Raw genomic sequence first — 15,740 nt, forward strand, 5'->3', positions numbered from 1 at the left:
TGCAACAGTAAAACTTTAACTTAAAATCGCAGCAATTCCCGGCAAAACTTTTCCTTCTAACATTTCTAACATGGCGCCGCCGCCCGTAGACACGTAACTCATTTTATCTTCCAATCCGAATTGCTTTACCGCCGCTACAGAATCTCCGCCACCAACTAGTGAGAAAGCACCGTTTTTTGTAGCTTCAGCAATATAATTTCCTAATGTTATTGTTCCTTTTGCAAAATTTTCCATTTCAAAAACACCTAAGGGTCCGTTCCACAAAATTGTTTTCGATTCCATGATCACTTTTCTGAAATTTTCTAATGATTTTGGTCCGGCGTCTAGACCTTGCCATCCATCAGGAATTTCGTTAACGTCCACTATTTGTGTATTGGCATCATTTGAAAATCTATCCGCAGCAACAACATCAATGGGAATATGAATTTGTACATTTTTTTCTTTTGCCAAACGTAAAATTTCTAAGGCTAATTCTTGCTTATCGTCTTCACAGATCGAGTTTCCAATTTTTCCGCCTAATGCTTTTACAAAGGTGAATGTCATTCCTCCGCCAATTATCATGTGATCGACTTTGTCTAAAATATTCTCAATAACGGTAATTTTTGAAGAAACTTTAGAACCTCCAAGAACTGCAGTTACGGGCTTTTCTGAGTTATTTAAAACTCTGTTCAGACTTTCTATTTCTTTAGCCATTAGTAAACCAAAACATTTATGGTCTGGAAAATACTTAGCTATTATTGTTGTGGAAGCATGTGCTCTATGCGCAGTTCCAAAAGCGTCATTCACATAAATATCACCAAGAGAAGCCAATTCTTTAGCAAAATCTTCATCTCCAGCTTCTTCTTCTTTATAAAAACGTAAGTTTTCTAATAATAAAACTTCGCCTGGTTTTAGATTTTTAGCTGCATTTTCAGCTTTTTCGCCTCTACAATCTGAAGCAAATTGGACATTTACACCCAGTACTTCCGAAACTTTTGCAACAATATGTCGTAACGAATATTGATCTTCTTTTCCTTTTGGTCTTCCCAAATGCGACATCAAAATAACACTTCCTCCATCAGCTAGAATAGCATCTATAGTTGGCTTTGCAGCTTCAATTCGGGAGGCATCGGTTACCTTAAAATTCTCATCTAATGGCACATTGAAATCAACTCGAATTATTGCTTTTTTGGCTTTGAAATTAAAATCTTTAAGGGTTTTCATTTAGGAATCAATTGGTTTTGCAATATTGCAAATATAATAAAATTTACTTTCATCGATGGTTTTTGTGTTTTTATCGATGTTTCTTAAGGAAATTTTAAGGTGTAAAAAGTTTATTTTCAATCTAATAGAAAACTGGATTTTGATAGTTAAATTTCTAATGCTTTGTTTTAATATGATAAAACGGATTTACCATTAGCAAAAATTTTCTTTTATATTTGCGCAATGCAGTTTTCAGATATTCTTGGACAAGATTACATAAAAAATCATCTCGTAAAAAGTGCGACTTTGGGAAGGATTCCACACGCACAATTATTTATTGGCCCCGAAGGTTGCGGCACTTTGGCTATGGCTATTGCGTATTCTCAATTTGTACTTTGCACTAATATCGGAAACGAAAACAGTGGCGGAAATGAAAGTTGTAATTTAAAATTTCAAACACTCTCGCATCCGGATATGCATTTTATTTATCCGAATGTTACCAATGACGACGTAAAAACCAAACCAAAAAGTGCTGATTTTATAAGGGATTGGCGTGAGTTTGTTATTGAAAATCCATATGGAAGTTTATTTGATTGGTACAAACATTTGGGCGTACAAAATAAACAAGGTGAAATTCGTGTTGAAGACGCGCAGGATATTTTAAAGTCTTTAGCATTAAAATCTTATGAAGGCGGTTATAAAATCATGATTGTTTGGATGGCTGACAAAATGAACATATCTGCTTCCAATAAATTATTAAAATTACTTGAAGAACCGCCTGAAAAAACATTGTTTTTGCTGATTTCTGAAAACGAAGAAGATATTATTCAAACCATTCGTTCGCGTTGTCAAGTATTGCATTTTGGTGCCTTGCCTGAAACTGTTATTACAAAAGCGTTGAAAGAAAAGTACTTTTTAGATGATTCATCGGCGAGTAAAGTGGCGCATCAAGCACAAGGAAATTATAATAAAGCGATGCATATTGTAAACAATGATACCGACGAATTGCCTTTTGAAAAATGGTTTGTTGATTGGGTTCGTGCGGCATTTAGAGCGAAAGGAAATGCTGCGGCAATTCAGGATTTAATTTCGTGGAGCGAAGAAATTGCAGGATTGGGTCGCGAAGGACAAAAACAGTTTTTGAACTATTGCATTGTTATGTTCCGACAAGCTTTGCTTTATAATTATGAAACTAAATCATTGGTGTATGTTGAGCCTAAAGTGGAGAATTTTTCTATCGCTAAGTTTGCACCCTTTGTAAACGGAAACAATATATCACTTATTTTTACCGAACTTTCAGATGCCATTTATCATATTGAACGCAACGGAAATGCCAAAATTATTTTAACCGACTTATCAATAAAATTAACCCGATTAATTCATAAAAAATAGGAACTTATGTATACAACAGCTTCAATTTTAGTATTGCTTTTTTTAACCGTAACCTTTATTCAATCAGCTTACGATAAAGTTTTTGGCTGGCAAGGAAACGTGGATTGGTTAAAAGGACATTTTGCTAATACTTCGTTATTAAAAAATAATGTTCCGGCTTCTTTGGGAATTATTTTAATTTTAGAATTAATCACTGGAGTTTTATGTTTATGTGGCGTTGCGCAGATGTTGGTAACTCATGGGGTTGATGATTCTTTTGGTCGTTATGGTTCCATTTTTTCTTGTATTACATTGATTTTATTACTCTTAGGACAACGTTTAGCAAAGGATTATGATGGCGCAAGAACTATTGCAATCTATTTTGTTCCGGCAATTATTGCAGTTTGCTTGATGAGTCATTAGAAATCTTACGCTCTTTAATTCAAACTTGCTTTAAACATTCTTAATTCATCCCAAGAAAATTGTTCTCCTACCTTTTCTTTTAACGGATTTAGGGATTCTTCTTTGTGATTTTTAAACACTTTTTCTAAAGCTTTAATTTTGTCTTCTGGGAAAATAGCGTTGATGTCAACTTTTTTATCTTGAATGAGTTTGGTAAAATGGCCCATAATGGTTCCGACCGTAAGTTTTCTTAAAAATGCAATTTCTTCAATAGAATTTTTATCTGTCCAAAGTTCATATGTAATTTGAGTCGTTGGCTTTTTGACTACTTTTTCCGATTTCTTTTTCTTTGGTTGATAGTAACTTAGGCCTTCGGTTTCTTCTATTAAATTCAGATTATTTTTCTTGAAATCTTCTGAAATCCGTTCTAATTTGATTCGCTTATAATTCATGATTTCGGGAATGTTCAAGCTTTCCTTATTCATTGTTTTTTCGGCTAAAACAATTTCAACTAGTTTTTTAGCTTTCATCAAACGTAAAATAGCATTGGTCTGAATTTCTTCTAAAACCAATAATTCTTCGTAAAATTGTTTAACTAATTTTATACGTTTTACTTCTTCAATTTTGTACAAAACCTGATAGACAAGCGCATCAAGTTTGTCATAAAAATAAGTGTATGCTGACTGAATTCTATCATTTATAAAGTTGAAATCTACATTTTCCTCACGGAATAACTTATCCAATTGCGACATAAATTTGGCGGAAGGATCCATCAAAGCTTCGCAAAATTCGAGTTGCTGCACTGCCCAATTGCTGTGTTTTGATTTTGCAGACACATCACTATCGAGATAACTGAATTTATGATTGCGCCATTCTTGTGCCATTGCTGACCAATTAAAAGTCTCTTTCAGGTAGTTGTGTATGAAATTCTTGGTTTCTTTTCGCAATGCTTCTTGCAGAATATCCGTAGAGGCTTTGTTTGTTGCATAATCCATAACATCATCATCATTCGAAATGCCATTCATTTGTAACGGAGAAAGCAAAATTAAGCCGTCTAACGAACGCAAACGGGAAAGCGCAACATAGGCTTGTCCCGGAAGGAAAACTTGCGAAACATCCAACGCTGCTTTATCAAAAGTTAAACCTTGGCTTTTATGAACAGTAATTGCCCAAGCTAATTTTATGGGATAATGGACAAAAGTTCCCAAAACTTCTTCTTCAATTTCTTTCGTCATTGGATTTACATAATAGCGGATGTTTTGCCATTCGTATCGTTCGACTTCAATAGTTACGTTTTCATCCGGAAAATGAACCCAAATTTCTTCTGCAGTAATTGATTTTATAAAACCCATTTTTCCGTTGAAAAATTTCTTTTCAAAAGACAAATCGTTTTTGATAAACATAATTTGCGCGCCTACTTTCAACTCAAGATATTCTTCTAACGGAAATATTTTTTCGGGAAAATCATCTACAATTTGAGCTTTATATCTTTTGCAAATTCCATCTAAATCATTCAGCGACTGGGTGTTTATGGTATCGGCTTTGTTGTTATGTGTAGTTAATGTGATATAGCCTTTATTGGTTTTTAAATCAAAGTTAGGTTGAACAAATTTGTTTAAAAAATTAACATTTTCAGTAGTTATCCTATTGTTTCTTAGATTATTAAGTAAATCAATAAAGGTTTCATCTGATTGTCGAAATATCTTAGATAACTCAATATATAAAGGTGGATTTTCTTGTACTACATGTGAATGAAAGAAGAATTTTCCCCTGTAATACTTGCGTAAAGTTCGCCATTCTTCGTCTCGGATTACGGGTGGAAGCTGGAGTAAATCTCCAATGAAAAGTACTTGAATTCCGCCAAAAGCGTGCTTTTTCTTCCGAACACTTTGCAACATAAAATCGATTGCATCCATCAAGTCCGACCGCAACATGCTGACTTCATCAATGATAAGCAATTCCATATTCTGAATTACTGCTCTTTTCACCGCGCTCATTTTAAAGTGGCGGCGTAAGGTATCCTTAGATTCGAATTTAACCGTTTCAGAGAAATGAGGATCGACATTATTTTCGGGAATAAATCCTCCAAAAGGAAGTTGAAACATAGAGTGAATCGTAACGCCGCCAGCATTAAGTGCCGCGATTCCCGTTGGCGCGACCACAACACAATTTTTGTGCGTTGATGCGATGATTTCTTTAAGAAGAGTAGTTTTTCCAGTTCCTGCTTTTCCTGTGAGAAAAATGGAGCGGTTGGTTTGATTAATGAATTGCAAAACGTAGTTTGCTTCGGCTGAAATTTCTTGCATTTGGCTTATATTTTATAGAATAACAAATATAAAACATTGTGTTTCAATATAGAAGATTAGAGGCAAAAAAAATACCTTCCGTTTAGAAGGCATTTTTAATTTTTAATCTGAAGTATTATTTCTTAGCTTCCTTAGCGGGTTCTTCTTTAGATACTGCTTCTTTTTTATCAGTCGATTTGTATTTGTCATTGACCATTTTGATTATTTCTTTAGAAATATCATAACTGTCTTTTGCGTAGAGAATAGAGGCAGCTTCACCAGTTCCGTATACATAATCAAACTTTTTTTCTTTCCCGAATTCTTTAATAACATTTCTATAACTCTTAACTAAAGAGTCCATTTCAACGCCACTTTCTTGTTGCAATTGCTGCAACATTGCTTGCTGCGCATAGTTTAATTCCTGCTCTCTTTTTTGCAATTCTGTTCCTTTTTGTTGTGCCCAAGCTTGACCGTTTGCCTGTGCATTTTGTCTAAAACTTGCAGCTTCCGATTTGAAACGAGCCACTTCGGCTTCAAGTTGGTTTCCCATAACTTTCGCTTTGTCTTTGTATTTTGCTTCGATGTCCTTCGCTTCCGTTGATTCTTCCATTAATTTAGAAGTATCAATATAAGCTGTTTTAAATTCTTTTGTTTCTGTTGTTTTATTACAAGAAATAAATGCGATTGCAAATGCAAAAAGGATAACTGTTTTTTTAATCATGATTTAATTAATTTAATTTCGAGTTCAAAAGTAAAAAATAAAATTCAATAATTTGAAATTGAATTTATGAGGTTTTTGGAGTTATAAGTTTAAATTATTGGATAAAAAATAGTAATAATATTTAACTATTGCTTTAGACTGCAAATAAAGCGTTTTAAAAGAACTTTTTGTTTTGGCAGACTTGATGGATAAAACAAATTCAAACAATTAAGCAGCGTCCTTTATAATGCTTTTTACTAGTTTTTGATCACATAAATATGTGATGAATACTCTTTTGTTTGTTTTCCGTTCATATTTGATTTCAAACCAACGAAAAAAGCTCTTATAAAATTCATCTTGCCTGTTTTGTACTTTTCAGATAATAAGCTCACATAAAAACTATCAAATTTCATTGGAAGCACAGCAACCAAATTCATTTCTTTCTCGGAAAATAATTTTTGAATCGCTGTTTTCGAGAAGTGCCAAATATGCCTTGGCACGTCATAAGCTGCCCAAAATCTGCCATAATATTCAGCATCGAAAGATTTGAAATTTGGAACTGCAATTAAAATTGTTCCGGTTGGTTTTAATAACCTTTTCAATTCTAGAATATATTCGTCTAAATTTGGAACGTGTTCTAAAACATGCCACATCGTAATTATATCAAAGGAATGACTTTTTAAATCCGAAAGCGTATCGGCAAAATTAACACCCTTTGAAATGGCTATTCCTTTTGCTTTTGCGCTCGGTTCAATTCCAGTGGTATTCCAACCATCTTTTTTCGCAACAACTAAAAAGTCTCCCGTTCCAGCTCCAATATCTAAAAGTTTTCCTTTTTCAGATTGTGCATTGATTAATTTTACTTTGTTTTTAAGTGCCCTATTTTTAATCGTGTGGTACATTCTTTCAAACAAAGAACGTTTGCCGTCTGTATGTGAAATATAATCTTCGCTTTCGTAATAGCTTGGTAACCTTTCTAAACTAGGTTTCGGAAACGTGATTAATAAATCATATTCTGGGTTGTGGTGCAATTCAAAAATCTCCTTTGAAACGGAATAGTCTTTGACTTTTTTAAAAAAAATATTGTTCTGAAAACTCATAAAACTGTTTATTGATAAGGCTTGCGAAACTAAGTTTCACGTGGAACATTTACTATTAGATTTTAGATATATGATATCAAATATTTAATATTTGATATCATCTTCCCATGTAAATTAATAAAACGGATATGTCTGACGGAGAAACCCCGCTGATTCTGGATGCTTGTGAAATCGTTACAGGTCGAATAGCAGTTAGTTTTTGCTTTGCTTCTATCGACATTGACTTAATCTTATGAAAATCGAAATTCTCTGGAATTTTAATATCTTCTAAACGGATTAATTTTTCCGCATTACTTCTTTCTTTTTCAATATAACCAGAATATTTAACTTGAATTTCTGCTTGCTCAATAATCTCTTTATCGAGATCATTTGTGACAACATATTCTTTTACTTTTTCAAACTTTAAGAAATCATCCAGCTCAATTTGTGGACGCGAAAACACTTTAAACATTTTATCCGATTGAACCATTAGTGAACTTCCTTTAGCTTCTAAAATAGGATTTGCTTCTTCTGTAGTAACACTTGTTTCTTTGAAAAAATTGACCATCTTTTCACTTTCATTAAACTTGTGTTCCATTCGACGTAGTCTTTTTTCAGAAGCTAAACCAATTTCATAAGCCTTTGGAGTCAATCTAAAATCGGCATTATCTTGACGCAATAAGGTTCGGTATTCCGCACGTGATGTAAACATTCTATAGGGCTCTTCGGTTCCTTTCGTAATTAAATCGTCAATCAAAACTCCAATATAAGCTTCGTCACGACGCAGAATCATGGGTTGTTGTTCTTTAACTTTTAATGCAGCATTAATTCCGGCCATCATTCCTTGCGATGCCGCTTCTTCATATCCTGTCGTGCCGTTAATTTGTCCAGCAAAATACAGACCTTCTACCAACTTCGTTTCAAGTGTATGCTTTAATTGAGTTGGTGGAAAATAATCGTATTCAATTGCATATCCAGGGCGAAAGAATTTAACTTTCTCAAAACCTTCTACAGAACGTAATGCTTTAAACTGAATATCTTCTGGTAAAGAGGTAGAAAATCCGTTTACATAAACCTCCACCGTATTCCATCCTTCTGGCTCAACAAACAGTTGATGTCTATCTTTATCTGCAAAGCGATTAATCTTATCTTCTATGGATGGACAATATCTTGGCCCGACACTTTTAATTCTACCGTTAAACATTGGCGAACGATCAAAACCTTCTCGTAGAATATTATGCACTTCGGTTGACGTATAAGTCATGTGACACGACTTTTGAACCGTCAACGGTTTGGTTTCATCTGAATACGAAAACTTATCTGGAATCGCATCCCCTGCTTCTTCTCTCATCTTAGAATAATCCAATGAACGACCATCAACTCGCGGCGGCGTTCCAGTTTTCATCCTTCCAGCTTCGAATCCCACTTTAACTAAATCATCGGTAATTCCGTAAGCAGCGCTTTCACCTGCTCTTCCCCCTCCAAATTGTTTATCCCCAATATGGATTAATCCGTTAAGGAAGGTTCCATTAGTAAGTACGACCGTTTTGGCTTTGATTTCAATTCCGAGTGAAGTTACAATTCCTTCAATTTTATTATTCTTAATCAAAAGGCCTTTGACCATTTCCTGATAAAAATCTAGGTTTGGGGTTTGCTCCAATCGCAAACGCCATTCTTCAGCAAAACGCATTCGGTCGGATTGCACCCTTGGCGACCACATTGCTGGACCTTTTGATTTGTTCAACATTTTAAATTGAATGGCTGTAGTATCCGAAATAATTCCTGAATAGCCACCCAATGCATCAATCTCGCGCACAATTTGTCCTTTTGCAATTCCGCCCATTGCTGGATTGCATGACATTTGCGCAATGTTTTGTAAACTCATTGTAACCAACAAAGTGCTACAACCCAAATTGGCTGATGCTGCGGCCGCTTCACAACCTGCATGACCAGCACCTACTACTATAATATCGTATTTTTCTAAAAACATTTAATTATGTTTCACGTGGAACAACTTCATTTTTTCTTCTTCTTTTTGACGCATTAATATTTCGTCCCGCTCGCTTTTATCTTTGTACCCGCAGTAATGCAAAACTCCATGAACCAAAACCCGTTTTAACTCTTCATCGAAAGCAACCTTGAAATCTGCTGCATTATCGCGAACTCTTTCTATAGAAATGAAAATATCACCATGTAGCTCATTTCCTTCAGAATAATCAAAGCTGATCACGTCAGTTAACGTGTCATGATCCAAATACTTCTGGTTTAATTCAATCAAATAATCGTCGTCGCAGAAGATGTAGTTTATCTCGCCTTCATCCCTATTTTCAGAGCTAATGACTTTGGAAATCCAGTCTGAATAAATTGTTTCGTCTTCTAGTTTGAAATCTAACTCGTAATTAAAACTAATCATTGGTTTTAAAGTATTCTTGAACCTTCTGGTTAAAATTGGAGCGCAAAGGTAAGCTTTGTCTATTTAAAATTTCAATACTATTCAAATATTCTTGAAGACGTGCTGGTAATGCATTGGCCTGATTGTTATATTCTTTCCTGTTAGTTTCCGACTGCCGCTTCTTATCTTCGCCTTGTTGCTGCACTGCTTTTTCCAACTTCAACAATTCGTATTTTAGATTTAAAATCTTCTGAAGTGTTTCATTATTAAACCCCTTATTTAATAACTGCTTCTCAATTTGCTTCATTTGATCTAAGGCGTTCTGACCATTTCCGCCAACACCTTGTTTCTTCAGTTCTTTTTCCAAAGCTTCACGCAGTTGCTGTTGTTCTTTGTAAATCTCCATTATTTCTTTGGCATCCCCTTCACCGTCTTGTCCGTTTTCACCACCTTTTTGGTTTCCGCCTTGACCTTCTCCCTTACCATTTCCGCCTTGACCTTTCCCATTTTGGCCTTTTCCATCTTTACCCCCTTCTTTTCCTTGACCTCCTGTTTCCCCAGGACTATCTCCTTCTGAACCATCGCTGGGCTTATCACCTTTCTTCATTCCCTTCTTCATTTTTTCACCTAAACCTTCTTGCTTTTTGATGATGTCTGGCAGTTGCATTCCCTGACCTTGTCCTTGTCCTGGTTTAGGCATTCCTGCACCGGAACCTGACATTTGCATCTGCATACCATTTAAAATATCACTTAGAAAATCGGCTAATTTATTTGACGCAGAGACTGCATATTGCTGATATGAATTTCCCTTTGGAACATTTGCCTCAGCTAAATTTTCAATGGCTCTATCAACATTGTATTGCACGTTACCTATTTCCTTTGTGACATCTTCCGCAATTTTAGGATTACGCAACGACATTGCAAATAAGCTGTCGTCAACATGTTTGAACTGTTGTTTTAAATCCTGCTGCGTTTTTAAGTTCTTATTATATGAAGGTGCACCGCGTCTCAGATTCTTAAACTGCTTCATTACATCTTCCTGAGAGAATGAGTACGCCAAAAGATTATCAAGAATCTGACGTAACATCACAACATCCTCTTCCATTTGTTCCATTCCGCCGGAATCCATTTGCTCCTGCATTTGTTGACTCATCTGCTTCATCTTCTTAGCAGCACTTTTCTGTTTAGGTTTTGCTTTATCCTTTTGCTGCTTTTGTAATTGGTCTTTCGCCTCTTTTAAATCCGAATCAATACTTTTTTCTTTCTCTTCTGTTTTAGGCATATCCATTGGAGATTTTAACTCCTTATTCTCTTTTTGCAACTCTTTTAGTTCTTCCTGAAGTTTATCAAATTCCTTATTAATTTCGTCCTGCTTGTCTGCATTGTTTTCATCAGTCTTCTCCGCCAACTTATCTTGCTTCTCGGCAAGTTTATCCATTTTCTCGGCTACTTGTTTTGCTTTCTTTTCTACATAATAACGCTTGGTTAATTCAACCAATTGCTCTAAACTTTTAGTTTGGTTCTTACTTGCTTGTTGGAATTTCTCCATCTTTTCAAAAAGTTCTTCCTTGCTGATCTTGTCATTCAACTTTTGAAGCTCTTCCAATAGTTTTTTATTCTTTTCAATTTCCTCTTTAGACTTCTCTAATCGTTCCTGAAGCGCTTCCTTCTTTTCGTCTTTCTTTTCCGATTTGAATTTATCGAGATTGTCTTTCATCTTCTCTGAAAACTCCTTCATCAACTCATCCTGCTGCTTTTGCTTCTGAATAAAATCGTTTACTTTCTGTTGGTCTTTGTATTCTAGATTGTCTTTTTCTTTGCCCATCTTCTGCAATTTATCCATTTCGTTCAATTGCTTATCTTGCGCCTTTAAAGACTTGGCTAACGAGTTAATATTGTCATTTTGTTGCTGCATCATTTCATCTTGCTTCTCTGTTTCTGTTGAAATCCGATTACTGAATACAGATGACTTAGTGCTCTTGTACTTGTGAATGGCATCATTATCAAAAATCTCAAAATAGTATTCATACGAAACCCCTTCTTCTACCAGAAGATTGCTTGGAAACGAAAATACGAACTGGTCATAAACATCTTTCTTAACATTAATAGTAGCTTTTTTAGCACTATTCGGCGTATCTTTCTGGTAGTAAACGATTTGTAGTCTAGACAATCCATAATCGTCTGAAACTTGACCTAAAACAAAGTTCTTATTCACTTTCAAACTATCAGGTGCATTATTTACGGTTATCGTTGGAAACTGATCTTTGATTACAGAAATCTGGTAATTCAGTCTTTCATAATTCTGAACTTTATTATTTGATGTCAAAATTTGGTAATCTACATTCTGAAGAATACTTTTTGACAATGTAAACGTATTATCATTTTTAGCGAAAGTAAAACGTGTATTATCATTAACCCAATCCACTTTTTGTGTAGCAAATGTGTTCATTCTCCACGTAACTTGTGTTCCTTCTGGAATGATAGCGTTTCCGGTTCCTTTAATAACTTCCGCTTTCTTGTTCAGATAATTTGGAAAGTTCAGCACCATCTCAAAATTGGCAATTGATGGAACAGTAACGACTTTCAATTCATAATCGTGAGAAGAAACAGCATTCGCTTCTATATGAAACTCTACATCTTCTGAAGGCTTCGGAATGACAAACTGAAATTCTCCTTGCTTGCTGCTCTCCATAAAATAGCTTTCGTTACCAATAAAGATCATGGCATTCTCGGGAGCCACTTTACCAACAGTTCTTACTTTTAATAGAAAATCTCTATTCTGTTCGGTTTGTAAATCTTTATTCAGAATCTCAAATTGAAAAGGTGCTGGCGGTAAAAACTGCTGCTTAAAATTCACTACTCGATTTAAACTCTGTGAAATCAGATTGCTATTTCCTGAAATATAAAAGAAGGCAAAAAACAGAATCGGGATGATTGCCAATGGTAAATATTTCTTGTTTCCACCAAAATTTATCGCATTGCTAAAGGGAATCGGTTGCAGTGTATTTGCTTTCTGGTCAATGGATGCTAAAAGTAATTCTGATTTATTCTTGTCTTCCGATAACTGAAGAAAGTTCGTCAGTTTATCGCCTACTTCATTGAAATGATTTCCTATAATTGCCGAAGCATCGTTGTAATCGATTCCTTTTTGAAGCTTGAACAATTTGAATAATGGAAAACAGATGAACCGAAACAAAAGAAAAAGTTCGACTAGCACAAACGTTCCAAATAAGATGGTTCTGGCCGTAGGTTTAAGCCAAAGAAAATATTCTACAAACAAGGTGAAGATAAGATAGATCAATCCTATTCCTACGAAGAATATAATTCCGCGCAGTAATTCGTTGGTATAAAACTTCCTAATGAAATCCTCTAACTTTTGGTAAATGATATTTGAATTCTCCAATTTTTGCAATTTCTTTTTATAACCGATAAATGTACAATTTTTACCGAATACCCAAGCGTTAAAAATTTGCCAAAGAAAAAAGCTTTGTATTCTACAAAATGTTTTATAATTTTAGATATAAAATAGACTGTTTATGAAATATTTATTAGCATACTGCGTTCCATTAATTTCATTTTTTGGAATCTATTTGGGTGGCTTTTGGAGTTATGCTGGCATAATTTTCGTTTTCGGAATACTCCCTTTTTTAGAATTAATATTTCCGAAAGATGAAAAAAATTACTCCGAGGCCGAAATTAAAAACAAGTTAAAAAATCGTTTGTTTGACGTTCTGTTGTATCTGAATGTTTTCATTGTATATGGAATGTTATTCTTTGCACTGCATAAAGTAGCAACCGTTCCATTATCCTTAGTAAAAATGATTGGTGTTATTCTAAGTTTAGGAGTTGTATTAGGTTCCAACGGAATAAATGTTGCACACGAATTAGGACATCGGGATAAACTATATGAACGGGTTTTAGGAAAATTGCTTTTAATTCCATCACATTACACCCATTTTTTCATCGAACACAATCACGGCCATCATTTACATGTATCAACTCCCGAAGATCCATCAAGTGCTAGATACAATCAATCGGTCTATGCTTTTTGGATACAAACTATTTTTGGAACTTATATTAAAGCTTGGCAAATTCAAACGAAACTCAATAAAATGGAAAACCGGTCATTCTTGTCTTTAAAAAATGATATGTTTTGGTTTACCATAATTCAGATAAGTTATCTAATAGCTACTTACTATTTCTTTGGAAGAATTGGCTTTTTAGTGGCTCTTTTAGCTGGAATTGTTGGCCTCTTGCTATTGGAAACTATAAATTACATTGAACATTATGGCCTGAGAAGAAACCGTTTACCATCAGGAAGATACGAACGTGTTTCTGAAAAACATTCTTGGAATTCCAATCACGTTTTGGGCAGAATTATGTTGTATGAACTAACACGTCATAGTGATCACCATTACAAATCACAAAAGAAATATCAAATTTTAGAGTACCACGATGTGTCACCACAAATGCCTTTTGGTTATCCAACTTCTATGGTTTTGTCTTTTTTTCCACCACTTTGGTTTGCGGTTATGAACAAAAGAATTCCTTTGGAAATGAAAACCTAACCACAATGTCAACTTAGAGATTTACAGAGTGCACAATGAAATAAATTTTCAATTATCTCATTTTCAAATTTCCTAATTGACATATTGAAAATGTATCTTTGCCAAAAATTAAAAAGAAATGTCAAAACCTGTTAGAGTTCGTTTTGCTCCAAGTCCAACCGGACCGTTACACATTGGAGGCGTTAGAACTGCCTTATTCAATTACTTATTTGCGAAAAAAAATAACGGCGTTTTCTATCTAAGAATAGAAGATACCGATCAAAACCGATTCGTTACTGGAGCCGAACAATACATTTTTGAAGCCTTGGAATGGTTGGGAATCGCTCCAAGCGAAACTATCGGAAAGAACGAAAAGTTTGGACCTTACCGTCAATCGGAACGAAAAGAACTGTATAAACAATATGCAGATCAACTGATAAATTCGGGTTGGGCGTATTATGCATTTGATACAGCTGAAGCTTTGGATGCTCATAGAAAACAGCACGAAGAACAAGGAAAAACCTTTATTTACAATTGGCACAATCGTTTAAAACTAGATACTTCATTAGTACTTTCTAAAGAAGAAACGGAAAAAAGAATTGCGGCCGGTGAGGATTTTGTGATCCGATTTAAAACTCCTGTCGATGAAACATTGCATTTGAAAGACATCATTCGTGGCGCCATAAAATTTGAAACCAATTTGTTAGACGATAAAGTATTGTTCAAATCTGACGGAATGCCAACGTATCATTTGGCCAATATTGTTGATGATCATTTGATGGAAACTTCACATGTAATCCGTGGTGAAGAATGGCTGCCATCGATGCCATTACACAGTTTATTATACAGAGCATTTGGTTGGGAAGCTCCTGAATTTGCCCATTTACCATTGATTTTAAAACCTGTTGGAAACGGAAAATTATCCAAGCGTGATGGCGATAAATTAGGTTTCCCGGTATTTCCTTTAGAATGGAAAACTGAAGAAGGCATTTCATCAGGTTATAGAGAAAACGGATTTTTCCCAGAAGCGGTTATTAACTTCTTAGCTTTATTAGGCTGGAATGATGGAACCGATCAGGAATTGTTTTCATTGGAGGAATTAGTAGAAAAATTCGATTTGAATAGAGTTCACAAGGCTGGAGCCAAATTTGATCCGGATAAAAATAAATGGTTCAACCATCAATATCTTCAAAAACAATCGGATGAAGACTTAGCGAAAAGCTTTGCTCCTATTGTGTATGAAAAAGGCACTTCGACTGCGCTCAGTGTGACACATGATAAATTAATAAAAATTGTTTCCTTGATAAAAGAACGTGCCAATTTTGTTTCAGATTTCTGGGAACTGAGTAATTTCTTTTTTGAAGCACCAACAACCTATGATGAAAAAGCAGCCAAAAACTGGAAAGAAGAAACACCAATATTAATGCAAGAATTGATTTCTGTATTAGAAAATATAAGCGATTTTACTTCGTTGAATGTTGAAACCGTAGTTAAAAATTGGATGACGCAAAACGAAATTGGAATGGGGAAAATAATGCAACCGTTCCGTTTAAGTTTAGTTGGCGCTTTGAAAGGCCCACATCTTTTTGACATTGTCGAATTGATTGGAAAAGAAGAAACGATTAAGCGTTTGGAAAAAGCAATTGAATCTTTATAAAAAAAAGCATCTCATTTTTGAACATGCCCCAAAAAGTTAGACACTATTTGAGGCATTTTTTATGGAAAGTAAAGTAAAGTATGATTACGCATTTAAATTAGAATGTGTAGAATTGGTTTTAAAGA

11 protein-coding genes are annotated in these 15,740 nt (G+C 34.8%); 4 read left to right on the forward strand and 7 right to left on the reverse strand.

Annotation, left to right across the window (positions count from 1 at the left end; translation table 11 throughout):
- Window positions 1–15: 15 nt before the first annotated feature.
- Window positions 16–1,203 (reverse strand): phosphoglycerate kinase, encoded by a 1,188-nt coding sequence (locus PSU83_RS06155; RefSeq protein ID WP_300587949.1) that lies wholly within the window; start codon window positions 1,201–1,203, stop codon window positions 16–18.
- 222 nt (window positions 1,204–1,425) lie between these two features.
- Between PSU83_RS06155 and PSU83_RS06160 the strand changes: the two genes are divergently transcribed.
- Window positions 1,426–2,574 carry a DNA polymerase III subunit delta' gene (locus PSU83_RS06160; protein ID WP_300587950.1) on the forward strand — a complete coding sequence of 383 codons (1,149 nt, stop codon included), beginning with the start codon at window positions 1,426–1,428 and terminating at the stop codon, window positions 2,572–2,574.
- A 6-nt stretch (window positions 2,575–2,580) separates the two neighbouring features.
- Window positions 2,581–2,976: a DoxX family protein gene (locus PSU83_RS06165; RefSeq protein WP_300587951.1), complete on the forward strand. Its 396-nt coding sequence runs from the start codon at window positions 2,581–2,583 to the stop codon at window positions 2,974–2,976.
- Window positions 2,977–2,990: 14 nt separating this feature from the next.
- Here the strand turns inward: PSU83_RS06165 and PSU83_RS06170 are convergent, their stop codons facing one another.
- The 6 genes from PSU83_RS06170 to PSU83_RS06195 all read right to left on the reverse strand — a co-directional run bounded on the left by PSU83_RS06170 (window position 2,991) and on the right by PSU83_RS06195 (window position 12,814).
- Window positions 2,991–5,261 carry a helix-turn-helix domain-containing protein gene (locus PSU83_RS06170; RefSeq protein WP_300587952.1) on the reverse strand — a complete coding sequence of 757 codons (2,271 nt, stop codon included), beginning with the start codon at window positions 5,259–5,261 and terminating at the stop codon, window positions 2,991–2,993.
- Window positions 5,262–5,376: 115 nt separating this feature from the next.
- Entirely contained in the window at window positions 5,377–5,958 is a 582-nt protein-coding gene (locus PSU83_RS06175) for an OmpH family outer membrane protein (RefSeq protein ID WP_300587976.1), read from the reverse strand.
- Window positions 5,959–6,197: 239 nt separating this feature from the next.
- On the reverse strand, window positions 6,198–7,040 hold the full coding sequence (locus PSU83_RS06180; RefSeq protein WP_300587954.1) for a class I SAM-dependent methyltransferase: 843 nt from the start codon (window positions 7,038–7,040) through the stop codon (window positions 6,198–6,200).
- Between the two features lie 97 nt (window positions 7,041–7,137).
- The gene (gene mnmG / locus PSU83_RS06185; protein WP_300587956.1) at window positions 7,138–9,009 is read right to left on the reverse strand and encodes a tRNA uridine-5-carboxymethylaminomethyl(34) synthesis enzyme MnmG; all 1,872 of its coding nucleotides are present in this window, start codon (window positions 9,007–9,009) and stop codon (window positions 7,138–7,140) included.
- Window positions 9,010–9,432, reverse strand: a complete 423-nt coding sequence (ybeY, locus tag PSU83_RS06190; protein WP_300587957.1) for an rRNA maturation RNase YbeY — start codon at window positions 9,430–9,432, stop codon at window positions 9,010–9,012. It lies immediately after the preceding gene.
- Window positions 9,425–12,814, reverse strand: coding sequence for a DUF4175 family protein (locus PSU83_RS06195; RefSeq protein WP_300587959.1), 3,390 nt, complete (start codon window positions 12,812–12,814; stop codon window positions 9,425–9,427). The genes ybeY and PSU83_RS06195 overlap by 8 nt, the downstream gene beginning before the upstream one ends.
- Window positions 12,815–12,947: 133 nt before the next feature.
- On the opposite strand from PSU83_RS06195, the gene PSU83_RS06200 reads away from it, so the two are divergent.
- Together PSU83_RS06200 and gltX are read left to right on the forward strand one after the other, a co-directional pair.
- The gene (locus PSU83_RS06200; protein ID WP_300587961.1) at window positions 12,948–13,979 is read left to right on the forward strand and encodes an alkane 1-monooxygenase; all 1,032 of its coding nucleotides are present in this window, start codon (window positions 12,948–12,950) and stop codon (window positions 13,977–13,979) included.
- Window positions 13,980–14,097: 118 nt separating this feature from the next.
- The gene (gene gltX, locus PSU83_RS06205) at window positions 14,098–15,615 is read left to right on the forward strand and encodes a glutamate--tRNA ligase (protein WP_300587963.1); all 1,518 of its coding nucleotides are present in this window, start codon (window positions 14,098–14,100) and stop codon (window positions 15,613–15,615) included.
- The last annotated feature ends 125 nt before the right edge of the window (window positions 15,616–15,740 follow it).

Origin of the sequence: Flavobacterium sp., from assembly GCF_029945805.1 — a bacterium.
In the GTDB taxonomy this organism is placed as follows: Bacteria; Bacteroidota; Bacteroidia; order Flavobacteriales; family Flavobacteriaceae; genus Flavobacterium.